Origin of the sequence: Amycolatopsis sp. EV170708-02-1 (genome assembly GCF_022479115.1) — a bacterium.
Taxonomy (GTDB): Bacteria; Actinomycetota; Actinomycetes; order Mycobacteriales; family Pseudonocardiaceae; genus Amycolatopsis.
This window is the reverse complement of the sequence record NZ_CP092497.1, coordinates 6,251,702-6,270,784: the sequence shown is the minus strand read 5'-3', so window position 1 is coordinate 6,270,784 and position 19,083 is coordinate 6,251,702. Positions and strand designations below refer to the sequence as shown.

The following is a 19,083-nucleotide window of genomic DNA, read 5'->3' as shown; positions in this document are numbered from 1 at the left end:
TGGTACTCGTTGGTAGGTGACAGTTCCTTGCCCCCTGTCACCAGGAGAAACGCAATGGCCGTATCTCGACCCTGGCGTCGACGCGCCGCGCTCGTCGTCGCCCTGCTCGCCGTCCCGGCCGCGGGGATGGTCCCCGCGCAGGCCGCGGGACCGTCGGCACCCGTCGCCCCCGGACTCGCCCGCCTGCTCTCAGCCGTCACCGGCACCGCGGGGGTGACCGCGCTCGTGCACGCCGACGACGTCGCCACCGCCGAACGCGCCGCCCGCACCGCCGGGCTCACGAAGATCACCTCGTTCGGGAAGATCGGCGTCGTCGCCGTCCGGGGCACCGCCGACCAGGTGCGCGCGGTGCGCAAGGCCGCCGGGGTCACCTACGTCGAAGGCAACGAGAAGCTCAAGGCACACGGCAGCGCCGGCACCACGGCGACGCGGAGCCTGCAGACGCAGGCACAGCTCAAGGACGCCGGTGGCGCGCCCGTGGACGGCAGGGGTGTCTCCGTCGCGATCATCGACACCGGGGTCGACCCGACGCATCCGGCGTTCAAGGGCGCCGACGGCAAGTCGCGGGTCGTGCGCAACCTCAAGAGCCTCTGTCTGAACGGCACCGCCACGAACTGCATCGTCGACGTCCCGACCTCCGTCGACACCGACACCCTCTCCCTCGGCGGTCACGGCACGCATGTCACCGGCATCGCCGCCGGCAACCGGCTGACGCTGACCGACGGCACCAAGGTCGGCGGTTCGGCGCCGGGCTCGAAGATCGTCTCGGTCTCGACAGGGGCCGCGCTGCTCGTCCTGGGGACGGACGCGGCGCTGAACTGGGTGCTGGAGAACCACAAGGCGCCGTGCGGCGCGGGTGTCCCGGCGTCGGTGTGCCCGCCGATCAAGGTGACCAACAACTCCTACGGTCCCAGCGGCGGTGGCGCCTTCGACCCGAACTCGGCGACGGTGAAGCTGCAGCGCGCGCTCGCCGCCGAAGGCGTCGTCACGGTGTGGGCGAACGGGAACGACGGCGGCGACGGTTCGGCGAACCTCTCCAACCCGCCGGGGCAGGACCAGACGCCGGGCGTGCTTTCGGTGGCGTCGTTCAACGATCAGGGGACCGAAACCCGGGACGGCACGGTCTCCGACTTCTCCTCGCGCGGCCTCAAGAGCAGCCAGTCGAGCTGGCCCGACGTTTCCGCGCCCGGGGAGAACATCCTTTCGGCCTGCCGTCCGACGCAGCCGATCTGCACGCAGGGCCTGCAGCCCGAGAACGGCCCGGGGCTGCTCGACCTCGGCACCTACAACGTGATCAGCGGGACCTCGATGGCGGCGCCGCAGATCACCGGGATCGTCGCGCAGCTGTTCCAGGTCGCGCCGAACGCGAGCCCCGGTGACATCGAGGCCGCGATCAAGGGCACCGCGTACAAGTTCGCCAACGGCTCGCCGTACGTGGCGGCCGGGCCGTACACGTCGAGCTTCGACAAGGGCACCGGCCTGGTGGACACCTTCGCCGCGGCGAAATCGCTCGGCGCCCAGGGCTGAGCGGTCCCAAGTCCGTGAGGGCCTCCTTCCCTACCGTCGAAGCAGGGAAGGAGGCCCTCACGGCATGGGGGCACAAATGCCGTCCCCGGGTTAACCCGCGTGAAGGGATCTTTTCTTCGGCTCAGCCGGAAGAAGGGGGCCTTCGCAGGAGTTCCGCGTCCCAATCAGGTGCGACTTATGGTGTTCATGTGGCCAAACAGCACAGTTGGGGTGCACAATGTGCTCACGCGTACCGGGAGGCGGCACGAGCCACCTGACCAGCGCAGCTCGCGAGGTCGTAGGGGAAGACGCCCCTCGTCGAGTAGCGGAGGTCAGCAGTGAGCACCCGTGGCAACACCCGTGGCGTGGTGTACGTCCACTCGTCGCCGTCTGCGGTGTGTCCGCACGTCGAGTGGGCCATTTCGGGCACCCTGGGTGCCCGAGTCGAGTTGAAGTGGACGGCGCAGCCCGCCAGTCCAGGACAGCTCCGCGCCGAATGTGGTTGGCGTGCGCCTTCGGGCACCGGCGGAAAGCTGGCGTCCGCGCTCAAGGCGTGGCCGATGATCCGGTTCGAAGTCACCGAAGAGCCCAGTGCGGGGGTCGACGGGGAGAGGTTCTGTTTCGCTCCGGGCCTCGGCCTGTGGCACGGCAGGACCAGTGCCAACGGCGACATCGTCGTGGGCGAGGACCAGTTGCGCGCCCTGGTGAGCAAGGTCCGCTCCGGCGAATCGCTGGCGCACAAGCTCGACGAGCTCCTCGCCGCCAATTGGGACGAAGCGCTCGAACCGTACCGGCACGCCGGTGACGGTGCCCCGGTCACCTGGCTGCACCAAGTCGGGTAGACGCCGGTGATGACGGAAGAGGCGGGCGGCTAACCTTTCAGGGTGACCGCCCAGCCTCGCCCCCTCTCTCGCCAGCGGTGGCTGATCCCCGTCCTCGTGGTCGTGATCTCCTTGACCGTCGGCGTCGGGCTGCTGGCACGCGATCTCTACACGCGCCCGGAGGCCGAGCCCACCCAGCCGGTCGTCAGCGAGTCGCCGACGTCGGTCGCCCCGGAGCAACAGCCGGGTTCGCCCGTCGTCGAGGTGACCCCCGACGTCTTCGCGCATCCGCAGTACCAGAGCGTCCGCCAGGTGCTGCAGGGGTATTTCGACTCCATCAACGAGCGTGACTATCTGAAGTGGACTTCGGTGGTCAGCCGTGAACGCGCCAAGACCAAGACCTCGGCGGAGTGGAAGAAGGACTTCCAGTCCACTCGGGACGGCAGCATTCTCGTCTATCGCATCGAGCCGGGCGCGCCGAATTCGCTCCGGGTGCTCGTCGCCTTCACCAGCACGCAGGACGTCGAAGACGCGCCGGTGTACCTGCCCGAGGGATGCATCCGGTGGCGGCTGGTGCTGCCGCTGCGGCTGGAGAGCGGGTCGTGGCGCGTCGACACGACCGACGGCGGCACCAACCCCGAACACGAAAGATGCTGAAGTAAGGGGCGACATGGTCCCCGAGGCTGACGCGGGAGCGGGCCGGGCCGAATAGAGTCGCGGGCATGGCAATCGACCAGCCGGCCCTGCTGACCGACGCCTCGAGGGGGCTCACCAGCGAAGAGGTCGCCCAGCGGGTGGCCGCGGGCCAGACCAACGCGGTCTCGACGAAGACCAGCCGGACCACCGGCGAGATCATCCGCGCGAACGTCTTCACCAGGATCAACGCGATCTACGGTGTGCTCTTCGTGCTCATCCTGTCGACGGGGTATTTCATCGACGGGCTGTTCGGCGGGCTGATCATCGTCAACAGCGCGGTCGGCATCATCCAGGAGCTCCGGGCGAAACGCACGCTGGAACGGCTCGCCATCGTCGGACAGGCGAAGCCGACCGTGCGCCGTGACGGGCAAAGCACCGAGATCGCCCCGGAGGACGTCGTCCTCGGCGACCTCGTCGAGCTGGGGCCGGGCGACAAGATCGTCGTCGACGGCCCGGCGCTGACCGCCGACGCGCTCGAGGTCGACGAATCGCTGCTGACCGGTGAATCCGATCCGGTGGTCAAGCAGCCCGGTGACAAGGTGCTCTCCGGCAGCTTCGTCGTCGCGGGCAGCGGCACCTACCGCGCGGACATCATCGGCGACGAGTCCTACGCCGCGAAACTGGCCGCGGAGGCCAGCAAGTTCACCTTGGTGAAGTCGGAGCTGCGCCAAGGCATCGACAAGATCCTCAAGTTCATCACGTACCTGCTCATCCCGGCGGGCGCGCTGACCATCTACAACCAGCTCGCGGGCGACCAGGCGTGGCCGGACGCGCTGCGCGGCATGGTCGCGGCGCTCGTGCCGATGGTGCCCGAGGGCCTGGTGCTGATGACCAGCGTCGCGCTGGCGGTCGGCGTCATCCGGCTGGGCAAGCGCCAGTGCCTGGTGCAGGAACTCCCGGCCATCGAAGGTCTCGCCCGCGTCGATGTGGTGTGCGCGGACAAGACCGGCACGCTCACCGAGAACGCGATGCGGCTTTCCGAGGTCCGGGAGATCACGCCGGGGCATCCGGTGGACGACGTGCTGGCCGCGCTCGCCGCCGCCGACCCCCGCCCGAACGCGAGCCTGCAGGCGATCGCTGAGGCGTACCGGACCGATCCAGGCTGGCGTGTCTCCACGACGATGCCGTTCTCTTCGGCGCGCAAGTGGAGTGGCGCGTCGTTCGGCGGCGACGGCGACTGGGTGCTCGGCGCGGCCGACGTCCTGCTGCCGGAGGGGGAGCACCGGGCGGAGGCCGAGAAGATCGGCTCGCGCGGCCTGCGTGTCCTCCTGCTGGGCCGGGCCGAACGGGCCGTCGACGCGTCCGAGGGCCCCGGCGACATCGAGCCGGTCGCGCTCGTGGTGCTGGAGCAGAAGGTCCGTCCCGACGCGAAGGACACTTTGGACTTCTTCGCGCACCAGGATGTCGCGGTCAAGGTCATCTCCGGCGACAACGCCATTTCGGTGGGCGCGGTCGCGGGCACCCTGGACCTGCCGGGCGCGGACAAACCCATCGACGCGCGGAAGCTGCCGGACGACGCCGAAAAGCTGGCCGACACCGTGGAGGATCGCGCCGTCTTCGGCCGCGTGACGCCGCTGCAGAAACGCGCGATGGTCGGTGCGCTGCAGTCGAAGGGGCACACCGTCGCGATGACCGGCGACGGTGTGAACGACGTCCTCGCGCTGAAGGACGCGGACATCGGCGTCGCCATGGGCGCCGGCAGCCCGGCCACCCGCGCGGTGGCGCAGATCGTGCTGCTGGACGACAAGTTCGCCACCCTGCCGCATGTCGTCGCCGAGGGGCGGCGGGTGATCGGCAACATCGAGCGCGTCTCGAACCTGTTCCTCACCAAGACCGTCTACTCGGTACTGCTGGCGCTGATGGTCGGCATCGCGCAGGTGCCGTTCCCGTTCCTGCCGCGGCACATCACGATCACCGCCTGGTTCACGATCGGCCTGCCCGCCTTCGTGCTCTCGCTGGCGCCGAACAACGAACGCGCCCGCACCGGTTTCGTCGGCCGGGTGATGCGGATGGCCGTACCGGCCGGGCTGGTCATCGCCACCGCGACGTTCGTGAGCTACCTGCTGGTGTACAAGGGTTCCGGACAGTCCGAACTGGACAAGATCCAGGCGGGGACGACGGCGCTGATCACCCTGATCACGATCGCGCTGTGGGTGCTCGGGATCGTCGCGCGGCCGTACCGGTGGTGGAAGATCCTGCTGATCGGCGGGATGGTCGTGCTGACCCTCGCGCTGTTCCTGATCCCGTTCACGCAGAAGTTCTTCGCGCTGGACCCGACGGTGAGCGCGTACACGCTGTCGGCCTTCGCCTGCGCCGGAGTGGGGATCGTGCTGGTGGAGATCGCCTGGTGGGCAGGGCGGCACCTGGTCAAGCGTCAGGAGGCGTGACAGGCGAGGAAGTCCACGATCGCGTTCACCACCGCGGGCGCGTCTCCGACGTACGGGAAATGACTGCGGCCCTCCAACGCGACGAACCGGGCGTCCCGGATGCGGGTGGCGAGTTCTTTGCCCGAGGCGTACGGGATGGCCCGGTCTTCTCGCCGGTGCAGCACCAAGGTCGGGACGGCGACCTGGTCGAGCAGTTCGGTGACGCGGAATCCGTAGCAGGTGGTCAGCAAGCCCGCGGCCGTCTCGGCGGACGCCGTCGCGCGTTGCATGCGGACGAACCGCGCGCGGGCCGCCGCGTCGCCGTCGGGCATCAGGACGTCGGCGAGCAGTTCGGTGCCGAGGCCCCAGTTCTCGCGGACCAGGCCCACGAACGCCCGCCGGGCGGACGCGGGCGCGATGGCGGCGCCGTCGGCGTACCCGCCGTACAGCACGAGGCGATCCACCCGGTGGGGATGGCGGGCCGCGAACGCCAGCGCCACCGGCGCGCCCATCGACACACCGAGCAGCGCCACCCGCTCCGCGCCGACCGCGTCGACGACCGTGCGCAGCGCTTCGACCTCACCGTCGAGCGACCGCGGCCGGACAAGGGGGCCGGACAACCCGGTGCCCGGCATGTCGTACCGGATCACCCGGTGCCCGGCCACCAAGGGTGCGCAGAACGCGCGTAGTCCCGGGTCCTCCCAGCCCAGCTCCAGCGCCGAGATCCAGGCGGGCGGGATCACCAGCGGGGGCCCCGCTCCGGTGGCGTTGTAGGCGATCCGCGCGCCGGAGCCGGTCGTGCAGAACCTGTTCGGCTCGGCGGTGAGCACTGCCGGGGGCCGTTCGAGGGAGGTGTCCTGACGGAGCAGCGCGGCGTGCGACTCGCGCATCGCCGGGCCCGGCTCGACACCCAGCTGTTCGTCCAGCGCCCGCCGTAGCCGGTCGTACACGTCGAGGGCGTCCGCCTGCCGTCCCACGCCGTACAACGCGAGCATCAGCTGCCGGTGCAGGTGCTCGCGGAACGGATGCAGGCGGCACAGCTCTTCCAGTTCGGGCACGAGCCGCGCGTGCTCGCCCAGGGCCAGCCCAGCCTCGTTGAGCGCTTCGACGGCGTCGAGCCGCAGCAACGCGAGCCGCTCGGCCTGTTCGTCCAGCCACGGCATACCGGTGACATCGGCCAGCGGCTTGTCCCGCCACAACGCCAAGGCCTCCCGCAGGCGCGCGGCGGGATCCGGTGCCTGTCCGGCCCGCTCGATCAGCCGCTGTGCGCGGGCCAGATCCGTCGCCGCGTTCAGGACATAGCCGGGGGAGCGAGCCACGATCGCGTCGCGGTCGCCCAGCATGCGCCGCAACGCCGAAACGTGGGTCTGCACCGTGTTCGCCGTGGGCGGCCGAGCACCCCACACCACGTCGACGAGCCGGTCGACGCTGACGATCTCGCCCGCTTGCAAGGCCAGCACCGCGAGCAACGCCTTGCGCAGCGAGCCCTGCACCGGTCGCACCACGCCGTCGGCCACGACGTCCACCGGCCCGAGAATCCGCACCAGCATGAGACCCCCTCCCTGGAGAGGTCGTCGCCCGAGGCGAAAACGTTCCACCGCAGCGCGGGCGCAGTGGCGGCGCAGCACACCCGGTCAGTCTCGACCCATCAGGCCGCGATAGGCGGCAACCGGGAGACGAGGGGAATCATGAAGGCCAAGATCATCGGACTGCTGAGCGCCGCGCTCGCGGTGACGGCGCTGGCCGCCCCGCCCGCGGGCGCGGACGGCTACTACCGCGTGCGCAACTACGGCAGCAACAAGTGCATCCAGCCGCATCCGAGCAACCCACTCGGGAACACCGTGCCTGTGGTGCAGATGCCCTGCAACAACAACGCCGTCCAGAAATGGGCGATCGTTCCCAACACTTCCGACACTTTCTACTTCATCAACCAGGCCAGCGGCCACTGCATGGATGTCCTGGGCAGCAACACCAACAGGGCGCCGGTGATCCAGGTGACCTGCAATACGAACAGCGGACAGCGCTGGGTCCCACCAGCGGTGATCCCCAACTCCGTGCCGGACTTCATCCGGTCCAAGGTCGGCGGCGGCAACCCGACGCGGTGCCTGGACGCCAAGGGGGAGACCGCGGATCTCACGCAGATGCAGATCTACGACTGCCAGCAGGACCACCCCATGACGCTGTGGCTGATCCACCGTTAGAAATACGTGAAGGCCCCCTTCACCGCGTCTAGCGCGGTGAAGGGGCCTTCACGTACTGAAATCAGGCCGCCGGGGTGAACAACAGCGCCGTGTTGTGCCCGCCGAAGCCGAACGAGTTGCTGATCGCCGCGCCCAGCTCCACCTTGCGCGCCTCGCCGGAGACGACGTCGAGCTGCACCTTCGGGTCCAGGTTCTCGAGGTTCAGCGTCGCCGGGATGAGCCCGTGGTAGATCGCCAGGATCGTGGCGATGCCCTCGACCGCGCCCGCTCCGCCGACCAGGTGGCCGAGCGCGCCCTTGGGAGCCGTCACCACGACGTGCTCGCCGATGGCGTTGCGGATCGCCGCGGCCTCGCCGACGTCGCCGACGACCGTCGAGGTCGCGTGCGCGTTGACGTGGCCGACGTCGGCCGGGGAGACCCCGGCCATCGTCATCGCCTGCCGCATGGCGGCGATCTGGCCGACGCCCTCGGGGTGGTTGCCCGTGATGTGGTAGGCGTCCGAGGTGATCCCGTACCCGCTCAGCTGAGCGTAGATCCGCGCGTTGCGGGCCTTGGCCCGGTCCGCCCGCTCCAGGATCACGACCCCGGAGCCCTCGCCGAGGACGAAACCGTCACGGTTCACGTCGAACGGCCTGGACGCCTTCGCCGGGTCGTCGTTGCGGGTGGACACCGTCCGCGCCTGGGCGAAACCGGCGAGGGTGATCGGGTGGATGCACGATTCGGCACCACCGGCGATCACGACGTCGGCACGGCCCGAGCGGATCATCTCGTAGCCGGCGGCGATGCCTTCCGCGCCCGACGCGCAGGCCGACGCGGGCGAGTGCACACCGGCACGCGCCTTCAGGTCGATCCCGACGTGAGCGGCGGGGCCGTTCGGCATCAGCATCGGCACGGTCAGTGGGGAGACCTTGCGGAGTCCCTGCTTGTGCAGAAGGTCGTTCTGGGAGATCAGGGTGACCGGACCGCCGACACCGGTACCGATGGTCACCCCGAGGCGCTCGGGTTCCACATCCTGATGCTCGTCGGTCGGCTGCTCGAAGCCCGCGTCCGCCCAAGCCTGGCGGGCGGCGATGAGCGCCACCTGCTCACAGCGGTCCAGCCGCCGGGCCTGAACCCGCGGCAGGACTTCGGACGGGTCGACGGCGAGCATGGCGCCGATCTTCACCGGCAGCTCGAGTTCGTCGACCCAGTCGGCTTCGATGCGGCGGATCCCGCTCGCCCCGGCGAGCAGGCCGTCCCACGTGGACGCGACGTCCCCGCCGAGCGGCGTGGTCGCGCCCATCCCGGTGATCACGACGTCGTTGTTGCTCATTGGAGTCTCCCCAAGGTCGGCGCCAATCAAGAAGTCGGACTTACTTGGAGTTGGCCGACACGTAGTTCACCGCGTCGCCAACGGTCTTCAGGTTCGCCAGCTCGTCGTCCGGGATCTTGACGCCGAACTTGTCCTCGGCCTGGACAGCGATCTCCACCATGGACAGCGAGTCGATGTCGAGGTCGTCCACGAAGGACTTCTCGGCGGTCACGTCGTCCTGCGCCACACCGGCGACCTCTTCGACGATCTCGGCGAGGCCGGCGAGGATCTCTGCGTTGTCTGCCACTGGTTGTTCCCTTCTCGGTGATGCTTTCGGCTGCCCTGCGGACACGGTGCCCGCAGGGGAAGTATTCATCACGGGCAGACGAAGGCCTGGCCCGCGTAGGAGAGTCCGGCCCCGAAGCCCACGGCGAGCACGACGTCGCCCTGTTTCACGGTGCCAGCCTTGCGCATGTGGTCCAGCGCCAGCGGAATCGACGCGGACGAGGTGTTGCCCGAGTACTTGATGTCGTCGGCGACGACCATGTCCTCGCGGGCGCCCTTGGCACGCAGCTTCTTGGCGATGGCCTCGACGATGCGCAGGTTGGCCTGGTGCGGGATCAGAACGTCCACATCGGACGGTTCGAGCCCGGCCAGTTCCAGCGCCTGCATGGCGATCGGCGCGATCTGCGTGGTCGCCCAGCGGAAGACCGACTGGCCCTCCTGGTAGATCCACTTGTCGTCGCGCATGTAGATCAGGTCCACGTGCTCGCCGGCGCTGCCCCAGGCGACCGGGCCGATCTGCGGGGTGTCGGCCGCGCCGACCACCGCCGCGCCGGCGCCGTCGGCGAAGATGATCGCGTTCGCGCGGTCGACCGGGTCGACGTGGTCGGTGAGCTTCTCGGCGCCGATGACGAGCGCCTTCTTCGCGCTGCCCGCCCGGATCAGGTCCGAAGCGACGCCGATGCCGTAACAGAATCCGGCGCACGCGGCGTTGAGATCGAACGCGGCCGGATGCGTGATGCCGATCCGGTCGGCCACCTGCGCGGCGGCGTTCGGGATCTGGGTGGGCATCGTGCAGTTCGGCAGGATGACCGTGTCCACTTCGGACGGGTCCACACCGGCGTCGGCCAGCGCGGCGGTGCCCGCCTTGACCGCCATGTCGACCAGCGACTCGTCCTTCTCGGCGAACCGGCGCTCGACGATGCCGACCCGCTCGCGGATCCACTGGTCGTTGGTGTCCATGATCTTCGAGAGATCGTCGTTGGTCACGATCTTCTCGGGCTGGAAGCTCCCGACGCCGAGGATGCGGGTCCCGGCGGCGCCCGGCGCCTGCCGCAAAGTGGATCGGTCGGTCACGAAGCGTCCTCCTGCCCCTGAAGCTTCGCCAGCTCGGCCGGCGTCTTCAGAGCGATCGTGGTGGTCACGGTTCCCTTGAGCTGCCGCTTGACCAGCCCGGTCAGCGTGCCCGCCGGCGGAAGTTCGAGCGTCGAGGTGACACCCGCGGTGACCAGACCGTCCATGGTCAGATCCCAGCGCACCGGGCTCGTGACCTGCTTGACCAGCCGGTCGAGGTACTCGGCCCCGCTGGTGACGACCTGGCCGTCGGCGTTCGACAGCAGCGGACGCGTCGGGTCCGCCGGGGTGATCTTCGCAGCGTGGGCGGCCAGCGCTTCACGCGCGGGTGCCATGTAGGAGGTGTGGAACGCGCCCGCGACCTTGAGCGCGCGGACCTTGGTGCCCTCCAGCGGCTCGGCCACGATCTTCTCGATCGCGCCGGCGGCGCCGGAGGCGACGATCTGGCCGGCGCCGTTGCGGTTCGCCGCGGCGAGGCCGTGGCCCTCGAGCCACGCGACGACCTGCTCCGGCTCGCCGAGCATGACCGCGGCCATGCTCGTGGGCTCCAGCGCGCACGCCTTCGCCATCTCGGCGCCGCGGACGGCGGCCAGCGCGACGGCGTCTTCGGGGCTCAGCACCCCGGCGATGGCGGCGGCCGCCAGCTCGCCGACGGAGTGACCCGCGACCGGCGCGTCCGCGGCGACCGGGGCCTCACGCTGAAGGTGCTCGAACGCCAGCAGTGACAGCGCCACGATCAGCGGCTGCGTGATCGCGGTGTCCTGGATCTCTTCGGCGTCCGCTTCGGTGCCGAGGCGGACGAGGTCGAGACCGGCCCGCTCGGACCAGGCTTCGACGCGCGCGCGGGCGCCGTCGAGCTCGAGCCAAGGGGAGAGCATGCCGGGGGCTTGGGAACCCTGGCCGGGGGCGAGGACTGCAACTGTCACCCCCTTAGAGAACACTCTCGGCCACCATGGTCGTGATGCCGACGCTCACCAAGTCCGGCCGACGTAATTGTCGGAACCCTCCAAAAGCGTCTTCCTGATCTCCGCGCTTAACCCAAAAGCCTTGTCGGGTTCAACCAGCTTTCCCTATGAAGTCCGTCACTGCGCAGAGTTACCAACCGGTTCGCCGGAGGCCTGCGTCCGCCTGAGCGATTTGCCCGTTTCGGCACGGCGGTGTGCCGGGTCCGCGACACGCCTCGGTGCGCCGGATCGCCGACCCGAGCGGCCGCTTCGGTCACCAGAGGCCGCGGGCACGGGCCAGCCGCCCGACCGTCAGCGCCACCTTCAGCACCCAGGCGTCCCGCGATTCGGCGGCGTGGCGCCCGGTGAGTTCGGCCGCCTTCCGCAGCCGGTACCGGACGGTGTTCGGATGCACGAACAGCGTCCGCGCGCAGGTCTCCAGGACGCCGCCGCTGTCGAGGTAGGTCTCCACCGTCCGCAGCAGCGCCGGGCCCGCTTCCTCCAGCGGTCGCGCGATCTGCTCGACGAGCAGGCGTTCGGCCTCGGGATCGCCGGACAACGCGCGTTCCGGCAACAGGTCGATCGATCTCGCGGGCCGTGGCGCGCCTGGCCAGCCGACGACGGCGCGCAGGCCGGAAAGCGCCTCGGTCGCGCTGTGGTGCGCCTCGGCGAGGGTGGGCACCGTCGGCCCGGCGACGACCGGGCCCTCGGCGAAGGCGACCGAGAGCTTGGCGAGGATCTCGCGGTCCTTGACGCTGCCGTCGGTGGGGCCGGCGACCACCACGACCAGCCGGGATCCCTGCACCGAAAGCAGCACGGGGCGTCCGACCCTGGCGGCGCGGCTGCGCACCTCGAACACCACGGCGGGCGGGTCGTCCGACGTCGGGGTGCCGACCAGCGCGGTGGCGGGCGCGGCCGGATCCCAGCCGAGCGCGGCCGCGCGGGAGAGCACCGCTTCCTCGGCGTCGCCGCGGACGATGCCGTCGACGACCAGTGCCTCCAGCCGCGCGTCCCAGGCGCCGCGCGCCTCGGCGGCGGCCGCGTAGGAGTTGGCCGCGGCGAACGCGATCTCCCTGCCGTAGCGCAGGATCCCTTCGATCAGCGCGGCGCGTTCGGCCTCGTTCGCGGCGAATTCCGGCAGCTGTTCCTCGAACACCTCGATCGCCAGGCGCACCATGCCGACCGCCTGCCGCAGGCTCACCCAGCGGGAGAGTTCGGCGGGTGCTTCGCGGAACGCCTCGGTGGTGAGGGAGAGCGCCTCCTTGGCGTCGCGGAGCCAGTCGACGAAACCGGCGGCACCCGCCTGGGTGATCAGCAGGACGCTCGCGCGCTGGTCGGCGGGGAGGCGGGCGAACCAGGTCAGCCGCTCTTCCATCACCGCCACGCTCGCGCTCGCGAGCCGGCCGGAGGCGTGCTCGAGCCGCCGGAGGGTCTTGGCGGACAGCCCGTGGTGCTTGGGCACACGCCGTCCGGAAGTCGCATCAGCCATGGTCAGCCGATCCTAGTCCGGCGGGCAAAGGTGGCCCTCGTCCTGCGGCCGTTCGCCCCTCGGGTCCGAAGTGGACGGTAATCGGCGGCGGAATTGCGAAAGATTTCCGCATAAAACTCGAGGCCGCCCGGCGCTCGCGTTTTTCGCTGCGCCGGACGGCCTCGTCTCCCCGGTCCCCACCGGTAGGACAAGTATGGGACTTGTCGATCTTTTCCCGCTAGCTCACTCACTCGATCGTGGGTCGCCGAGTTGCCGGTGCGGTGCCGGTGATCAACGATCCCTCGCAAGCCGCACCGGTGTTGGGCGCGGATGCGCAGAGGAGGGAGTTCGCCGTGGGCGAGCAGCTGAAAGACGGTCTGGGGCAAGCATGGAACCTTGTCGCCACCTTCGTGCCGAAATTGATCGGTTTCCTGATCATCCTGCTGATCGGCTGGTTGATCGCGAAAGCCGTGTCGAAGGCATTGGGACTGGTTCTGTCGAAGATCGGTTTCGGCAAGCTCATCGAGAAGACGGGGCTCACCGGAACGCTCAAACAGGCGAATGTCGACGCGGGCGGAATCCTCGTCAAACTCGTGTACTACTTCATTCTCCTGATCGCGCTGCAGCTCGCGTTCGGCGTATTCGGTGAGAGCAATCCGGTCAGCGCGCTGCTCAACGACATCATCGCGTTCCTGCCGCGGATCCTGGTGGCGCTGGTGCTGGTGATCGTCGCGGCGGCCGTGGCCAAGGTCGTCCGCGACCTGGTGACCGGCGCCCTGTCCACCAGGCCGGCAGGACGGCTGCTCGGCACCATCGCCTACTGGATGATCATGGCGTTCGGCATCATCGCCGCGCTCGGCCAGGTGAACATCGCGACCGCGATCACCGGACCGGTCCTGATCACCGTGCTCGCCACCATCGGCGGCGTGATCGTCGTCGGCTTCGGCGGCGGCCTGATCAAGCCGGCGCAGGAGCGCTGGCAGGGCTGGCTGGCCAATCTGCAGGGCCAGCTGGAGGCCGGGGACGGCAAGCAGGAGGTCCGTTCGGAGCCGCCGACTTCGCCCGTGGGCATCGGTCGCGTAGATTCGTGAGCATCCCGCGGGCCCGGTGATCGAGGAAGGCACCGGGCCCGCGTGGAGTCGAAGGGCCCATCGCCGCGGAACACGCGGCGGAGGGCCCTTTCGCGTCTCCTCAGCGTCCCTCGAGCCGCCCGCCTGTTCCGCACCTCACACTCCCTAGGGAATGGGGCCGGATCGGAGCATGTTGGAGCGGTAGACGGAGAGGGGTGCGGACGTGGACTTCCTGCTGCACAACGGTGTCACGGTGCTCGGACAGTGGATTTCCTTCGCCGAGCTGGCGGGGCAGATCTTCGCGCTCGCCGTGGTCTTCCTGGCGCAACGCCGCACGTTGTGGACATGGCCGGTCCAGGTCGGCGCCACCGTGCTGCTGTTCTCGGTCTACGTCTCTGCGCATCTCGGCGGGCTCGCGACCAGGCAGATCGCGATCCTCGCCATCTCGATCTACGGCTGGTGGGCCTGGTCCCGCCGCAGCGACCCGGTCTACGGCGTCGTCGTCCGCAAGGGCCGTCCCGGTGAGCGCCTGGCGATGATCGGCGCGTTCGCGATCGGCACCACCGCGATGGCGCTGGTCCTCGACGCGCTGGACGCCTCTTGGGCGCCGTGGCCGGACGCCGCGATCTTCGTCGGCACGCTGGTGGCCTTCGCCGCGCAGGGCGCGGGTCTCGTCGAGTTCTGGCTGGTGTGGCTGGTCGTCGACGCGATCGGCGTACCGCTGCAGCTCTCGTCGGGCCTGTACTTCTCGGCGGCGGTGTACATCGTGTTCGCCGGGCTGGTCGTGCACGGCTGGTGGAGCTGGAACCGCACCGCCAAGCAGGTGCGCACCACTCCCGCCGGCGCCACCGCCGCGGCCCGCTGACCCCGCGTTTCGTCCTCTGAATGCGGTAGTTCGTATCGCCGACTACCGCATTCAGAGGACGAAACGCGTGGGGGTCAGCGCATGGTGGCGTGGGAGGGCTTGAGGTCGGCGAGGGTGCGGACGCCCAGCAGCTGCATCGTCCGGACCATCTCGGCGCGCAGGATGTCCACGCACCGCTGAACCCCGCGCTCGCCCCCGGCCATCAGGCCGTAGAGGAACGCGCGCCCGATGAGCACGGCGTCCGCGCCGCGCGCGATGGCGGCCACGATGTCGCCGCCGGAGAGGATGCCGGTGTCGATCCACACCTCGGCGTCGCCCTGGATCTCGTCGAGGACCGCCGGGAGCAATTCGATCGGCGTCGGCGCGCGGTCGAGCTGGCGGCCGCCGTGGTTGGACAGCAGCACCGCGTCGGCGCCGTGCTTGACCACGTCACGCGCGTCGTCGACGTTCTGGATCCCCTTGACCACGAGCTTGCCCGGCCAGGTCTGGCGGACCCAGTCGAGGTCGTCGAAGTTCAGGGTCGGGTCGAAGAGCTGGTTGAGCAGTTCGGCGACCGTGCCGTCGAACTGGCTCAGCGACGCGAAGGTCAGCGGCTCGGTGGTCAGCAGGTTGAACCACCACGCCGGATGCATCGCGCCGTCGACGAACGTCTTGAGGGTGAGCGCGGGCGGGATGGTCAGCCCGTTGCGGACGTCGCGCAGCCGCGCGCCCGCGACCGGGGTGTCCACCGTCAGCATGAGCGTGTCGAAGCCGGCCGCCCAGGCGCGATTCATCAGATCTTCGCCCGCTTTGTGGTCGCGCCAGACGTAGAGCTGGAACCACTTGCGGGCCTCCGGGGCCGCCGCGGCGAGGTCTTCGATGGACGTCGTCGCCATCGTCGACAGCCCCATCGGGATGCCGTTGCGCTGCGCGACGCGGGCCACCGCCGGCTCGCCCTCGTGGTTCATCATCCGGGTGAACCCGGTCGGCGCGAAGGCGAACGGCAGCTCCGAACGCTTGCCGAGGATCTCCTTGCCGGTGTCCACATCGGACACGCCGCGCAGGACGTTGGGGTGGAATTCCACGCTGCGGAAGGCCTGCCGGGCCCGGCGGAGGCTGTCCTCCAGCTCGGCGGCGCCGTCGGTGTAGTCGAACGCCGCCCGCGGCGTGCGCTTGCGGGCGAGCATCCGCAGGTCGGCGATCGTGTGCGCGCCAGCCAGCCGCCGGTCGGTCGGGTTGAGCACGATCGGCTTCGGCCGCAGGATCTGCTTCAGCTCACTCGGCTTCGGCAGTCGACGCTTGGTCACTCTCGCTCACCCTTTCCGCAAACATCCGATGTCTCAGCCTAGCTCGTCCGTCGCCGGATGCAATGAAGGGACCTTTCCTCGCGAAATCTGCAAGGAAAGGTCCCTTCATCTCAGCGTCAGGCGCTACCGGAGTCCGACAACTGCGGACCCGCGGCGGCGACGTCGTCGAGACGGTACTTGCGCGCCGCCTCCGCCGCCTTCGACTGGTCGATCTCGCCGCGCTTGGCGAGCGCGCTCAGCGTGCCGACCACGATCGACTGGGCGTCGACCAGGAACTTCCGCCGGGCGGCGGGACGGGTGTCGGAGAATCCGAACCCGTCGGTGCCCAGCGTCAGCATGTCGTTCGGCACCCACGGGCGGATGAGGTCCGGCACGGCCCGCATCCAGTCCGAGACCGCGACGACCGGTCCGTTCGCGCCGGACAGCTTCTGCGTGACGTACGGCACACGCGGGGTGTCGCCCGGGTGGAGCAGGTTGTCGTGGTCGGCCTCGACGGCCTCGCGCCGCAGCTCGGTCCACGACGTCGCCGACCACACGGCCGCGCGTACGCCCCACTCCTCGGCCAGCATCCGCTGGGCACGCAGCGCGTCCGGCATGGTGACGCCGGAGACCAGGATCTGCGCCTCCGGGCCGTCGCCCGACGGGGCGTCCGCGTACTTGTAGAGACCCTTGAGCAGGCCGTCGACGTCGAGGTTCTCGGGCTCGGCGGGCTGCTGGTAGGGCTCGTTGTAGATCGTCATGTAGTAGAAGATGTTCTCGCCGTTGCCGTCCGGCCCGGTCTCGCCGTACATCCGGCGAAGGCCGTCCCGCACGATGTGGGCGATCTCGAACGACCACGCCGCGTCGTAGGCCACGACGGCCGGGTTGGTCGCCGCCAGCAGCAGCGAGTGCCCGTCGGCGTGCTGCAGGCCTTCACCGGTCAGCGTGGTGCGGCCGGCGGTGGCGCCGAGCACGAACCCGCGGGCCATCTGGTCCGCCGCCGCGTAGAGGCCGTCACCGGTCCGCTGGAACCCGAACATCGAGTAGAAGATGTAGATCGGGATCATCGGCTCGCCGTGCGTGGCGTACGAGGTGCCGACGGCGGTGAACGACGCGGTCGAGCCGGCCTCGTTGATGCCCTCGTGCAGGATGACGCCCTTTTCGGACTCCTTGTAGGCCAGCATCAGGCTCGCGTCGACCGACGTGTACGTCTGGCCGTGCGGGTTGTAGATCTTGGCCGTCGGGAACATCGAGTCGAGGCCGAAGGTGCGCGCCTCGTCCGGGATGATCGGGACGATCCGCTTGCCGATCTCGGAGTCCTTCGCCAGCTCGCGGACGAGCCGGACGAACGCCATCGTGGTGGCGACCTCCTGCTTGCCCGAGCCCTTGCGGATGCCTTCGTAGACCTTGTCGCCGGGCAGCACGAGGGCCTTCGAGGCCTTCGGGCGGCGCTCCGGCAGGAACCCGCCCAGCGCCTTGCGGCGGCCGAGCATGTACTCGATCTCCGGCGATTCCTTGCCGGGGTGGTAGTACGGCGGCAGCTTCGGGTCGCGCTCGAGCTCCTCGTCGCTGATCGGGATGCGCTGGGCGTCCCGGAACAGCTTGAGGTCGTCGAGGGTGAGCTTCTTCATCTGGTGCGTGGCGTTGCGGCCCTCGAAGGACGGTCCGAGGCCGTAACCCTTGATGGTGTGGGCCAGGATGACCGTCGGCTGGCCGTGGTGCTCCAGCGACGACTTGTAGGCCGCGTAGACCTTGCGGTAGTCGTGCCCGCCGCGCTTGAGGTTCCAGACGTCGGCGTCGGTGAGGTCCTTGACCAGTTCCTTGGTCCGCGGGTCGCGGCCGAAGAAGTGCTCGCGGACGAAGGCGCCGTCGTTGGCCTTGTAGGTCTGGAAATCGCCGTCCGGCGTGGTGTTCATCAGGTTGACCAGCGCGCCGTCGCGGTCCGCGTGCAGCAGCGAGTCCCACTCGCGGCCCCAGATGACCTTGATGACGTTCCAGCCGGCGCCGCGGAAGTACGACTCCAGCTCCTGGATGATCTTGCCGTTGCCGCGCACCGGGCCGTCGAGCCGCTGCAGGTTGCAGTTGATCACGAAGGTCAGGTTGTCGAGGCCTTCGCTCGCGGCCACGTGGATGAGGCCGCGCGATTCCGGCTCGTCCATCTCGCCGTCGCCGAGGAACGCCCAGACGTGCTGGTCGCTGGTGTCCTTGATGCCGCGATCGCGCAGGTAGCGGTTGAAGCGCGCCTGGTAGATCGCGTTCATCGGGCCGAGGCCCATGGACACGGTCGGGTTCTCCCAGAACTCCGGCATCAGCCGCGGGTGCGGGTACGACGGCAGGCCGCCGCCCTCGCCGGCGTGCGAGAACTCCTGGCGGAAGCCGTCCAGCTGGTTCTCGGTCAGCCTGCCCTCGAGGAACGCGCGGGCGTAGATGCCGGGGGAGGCGTGGCCCTGGATGAAGATCTGGTCGCCGCCGCCCGAGTGGTCCTTGCCGCGGAAGAAGTGGTTGAAGCCCACTTCGTACAGCGCCGCGGACGAGCCGTAGGTCGAGATGTGCCCGCCGACGCCGACGCCGGGACGCTGCGCGCGGTGCACCATGATCGCGGCGTTCCACCGGATGTAGGCGCGATACCGGCGCTCGATCTCCTCGTCACCGGGGAACCAGGGTTCGTTCTCGGTGGGGATGGTGTTGACGTAGTCCGTCGACGTCAGCGCCGGGACGCCGACGTGGCGCTCCCTGGCCCGCTCGAGGATGCGCAGCATCAGGTACCGGGCGCGCTGCTGACCACCCCTGGCCAGCGCCTCGTCGAAGGAGTCCAGCCATTCGGCGGTCTCCTCCGGGTCGATGTCGGGCAGGTGCGCCGCCAATCCGTCACGGATGACGCGGACGCGTGCCGGGGTCTCCTTGCCGGAGGCGCCGTCGTTCTGCGGGGCCAAGGGGTCTCCTTGCGAAAGGTGGTAGCTGGTTGTGCTCGTACGCGGGCGTGTTCGCCTTCCATCGTCGTCCTCCGGTTCCGTTCGCGTCACCGCTACTGATCGGTAACGTTCGCGGACCCGATTGCGACACGCCTCGCACGCGCCTGTACTCGCGCGCGCGTTTTCTCTCCCACCCTAAAGCAGGCCGTTCGGAGCCGCCCAGGCACGCCCGATTCGACCCCGTGAGAGTGGGCTGAATGTCCGTACGCCGCGACACGAGTTGTTCAAGATCCGGTGTGGACGGTTGCGCGGAACGCTTCAC

General features: G+C 69.5%; 15 protein-coding genes. 7 read left to right on the top strand and 8 right to left on the bottom strand.

All coding sequences use genetic code 11. The annotated features are described in order from the left end of the window. Positions 1–54 precede the first annotated feature (54 nt). The 4 genes from MJQ72_RS28350 (at position 55) to MJQ72_RS28335 (ending at position 5,410) form a co-directional block, all read left to right on the top strand. A complete protein-coding gene (locus tag MJQ72_RS28350; protein WP_240594152.1) occupies positions 55–1,527 on the top strand; it encodes a S8 family serine peptidase in 1,473 nt (490 codons plus the stop codon). A 317-nt stretch (positions 1,528–1,844) separates the two neighbouring features. Further along, complete coding sequence (locus MJQ72_RS28345; protein WP_016336127.1) at positions 1,845–2,348, top strand: DUF3145 domain-containing protein; 504 nt, start codon at positions 1,845–1,847, stop codon at positions 2,346–2,348. Positions 2,349–2,390: 42 nt separating this feature from the next. After that, entirely contained in the window at positions 2,391–2,984 is a 594-nt protein-coding gene (locus MJQ72_RS28340; protein WP_240594151.1) for a hypothetical protein, read from the top strand. 65 nt (positions 2,985–3,049) lie between these two features. Further along, positions 3,050–5,410, top strand: coding sequence for a cation-translocating P-type ATPase (locus tag MJQ72_RS28335; protein WP_240594150.1), 2,361 nt, complete (start codon positions 3,050–3,052; stop codon positions 5,408–5,410). Here the strand turns inward: MJQ72_RS28335 and MJQ72_RS28330 are convergent. Then, positions 5,398–6,939 (bottom strand): alpha/beta fold hydrolase, encoded by a 1,542-nt coding sequence (locus MJQ72_RS28330; RefSeq protein WP_240594149.1) that lies wholly within the window; start codon positions 6,937–6,939, stop codon positions 5,398–5,400. The genes MJQ72_RS28335 and MJQ72_RS28330 overlap by 13 nt on opposite strands. 138 nt (positions 6,940–7,077) lie before the next feature. Here MJQ72_RS28330 and MJQ72_RS28325 point away from each other — a divergent pair, with 138 nt between their 5' ends. After that, positions 7,078–7,590, top strand: a complete 513-nt coding sequence (locus MJQ72_RS28325) for an RICIN domain-containing protein (RefSeq protein ID WP_240594148.1) — start codon at positions 7,078–7,080, stop codon at positions 7,588–7,590. 61 nt (positions 7,591–7,651) lie between these two features. Here the strand turns inward: MJQ72_RS28325 and MJQ72_RS28320 are convergent, their stop codons facing one another. The 5 genes from MJQ72_RS28320 to MJQ72_RS28300 form a co-directional block, all read right to left on the bottom strand. After that, on the bottom strand, positions 7,652–8,902 hold the full coding sequence (locus MJQ72_RS28320) for a beta-ketoacyl synthase (protein ID WP_240594147.1): 1,251 nt from the start codon (positions 8,900–8,902) through the stop codon (positions 7,652–7,654). 40 nt (positions 8,903–8,942) lie between these two features. After that, a complete protein-coding gene (locus MJQ72_RS28315; protein WP_004559006.1) occupies positions 8,943–9,188 on the bottom strand; it encodes an acyl carrier protein in 246 nt (81 codons plus the stop codon). A 68-nt stretch (positions 9,189–9,256) separates the two neighbouring features. After that, positions 9,257–10,240, bottom strand: a complete 984-nt coding sequence (locus MJQ72_RS28310; protein ID WP_240594146.1) for a beta-ketoacyl-ACP synthase III — start codon at positions 10,238–10,240, stop codon at positions 9,257–9,259. Beyond that, positions 10,237–11,163, bottom strand: a complete 927-nt coding sequence (locus tag MJQ72_RS28305) for an ACP S-malonyltransferase (protein WP_396426881.1) — start codon at positions 11,161–11,163, stop codon at positions 10,237–10,239. The genes MJQ72_RS28310 and MJQ72_RS28305 overlap by 4 nt, the downstream gene beginning before the upstream one ends. 292 nt (positions 11,164–11,455) lie before the next feature. Then, positions 11,456–12,670, bottom strand: a complete 1,215-nt coding sequence (locus MJQ72_RS28300) for a CdaR family transcriptional regulator (RefSeq protein WP_240594145.1) — start codon at positions 12,668–12,670, stop codon at positions 11,456–11,458. Between the two features lie 332 nt (positions 12,671–13,002). Between MJQ72_RS28300 and MJQ72_RS28295 the strand changes: the two genes are divergently transcribed. Together MJQ72_RS28295 and MJQ72_RS28290 are read left to right on the top strand one after the other, a co-directional pair. Further along, positions 13,003–13,740 carry a mechanosensitive ion channel family protein gene (locus MJQ72_RS28295; RefSeq protein ID WP_240594144.1) on the top strand — a complete coding sequence of 246 codons (738 nt, stop codon included), beginning with the start codon at positions 13,003–13,005 and terminating at the stop codon, positions 13,738–13,740. 202 nt (positions 13,741–13,942) lie between these two features. Further along, positions 13,943–14,584 (top strand): nicotinamide mononucleotide transporter family protein, encoded by a 642-nt coding sequence (locus MJQ72_RS28290; protein ID WP_240594143.1) that lies wholly within the window; start codon positions 13,943–13,945, stop codon positions 14,582–14,584. Positions 14,585–14,658: 74 nt separating this feature from the next. On the opposite strand, the gene MJQ72_RS28285 is transcribed toward MJQ72_RS28290, so the two are convergent. Together MJQ72_RS28285 and aceE are read right to left on the bottom strand one after the other, a co-directional pair. Next, on the bottom strand, positions 14,659–15,870 hold the full coding sequence (locus tag MJQ72_RS28285; RefSeq protein WP_240594142.1) for an alpha-hydroxy acid oxidase: 1,212 nt from the start codon (positions 15,868–15,870) through the stop codon (positions 14,659–14,661). 116 nt (positions 15,871–15,986) lie between these two features. Continuing rightward, the gene (aceE, locus tag MJQ72_RS28280; protein WP_240594141.1) at positions 15,987–18,782 is read right to left on the bottom strand and encodes a pyruvate dehydrogenase (acetyl-transferring), homodimeric type; all 2,796 of its coding nucleotides are present in this window, start codon (positions 18,780–18,782) and stop codon (positions 15,987–15,989) included. Positions 18,783–19,083: the final 301 nt, after the last annotated feature.

What these genes read in the sequence shown, in the direction of transcription:
- MJQ72_RS28350 (WP_240594152.1), top strand. Translation starts at nt 55, where the DNA reads ATGGCCGTATCTCGACCCTGGCGTCGACGCGCCGCGCTCGTCGTCGCC.
- MJQ72_RS28335 (WP_240594150.1), top strand. Translation starts at nt 3,050, where the DNA reads ATGGCAATCGACCAGCCGGCCCTGCTGACCGACGCCTCGAGGGGGCTC.
- MJQ72_RS28330 (WP_240594149.1), bottom strand. Translation starts at nt 6,939, where the DNA reads ATGCTGGTGCGGATTCTCGGGCCGGTGGACGTCGTGGCCGACGGCGTG.
- MJQ72_RS28325 (WP_240594148.1), top strand. Translation starts at nt 7,078, where the DNA reads ATGAAGGCCAAGATCATCGGACTGCTGAGCGCCGCGCTCGCGGTGACG.
- MJQ72_RS28320 (WP_240594147.1), bottom strand. Translation starts at nt 8,902, where the DNA reads ATGAGCAACAACGACGTCGTGATCACCGGGATGGGCGCGACCACGCCG.
- MJQ72_RS28300 (WP_240594145.1), bottom strand. Translation starts at nt 12,670, where the DNA reads ATGGCTGATGCGACTTCCGGACGGCGTGTGCCCAAGCACCACGGGCTG.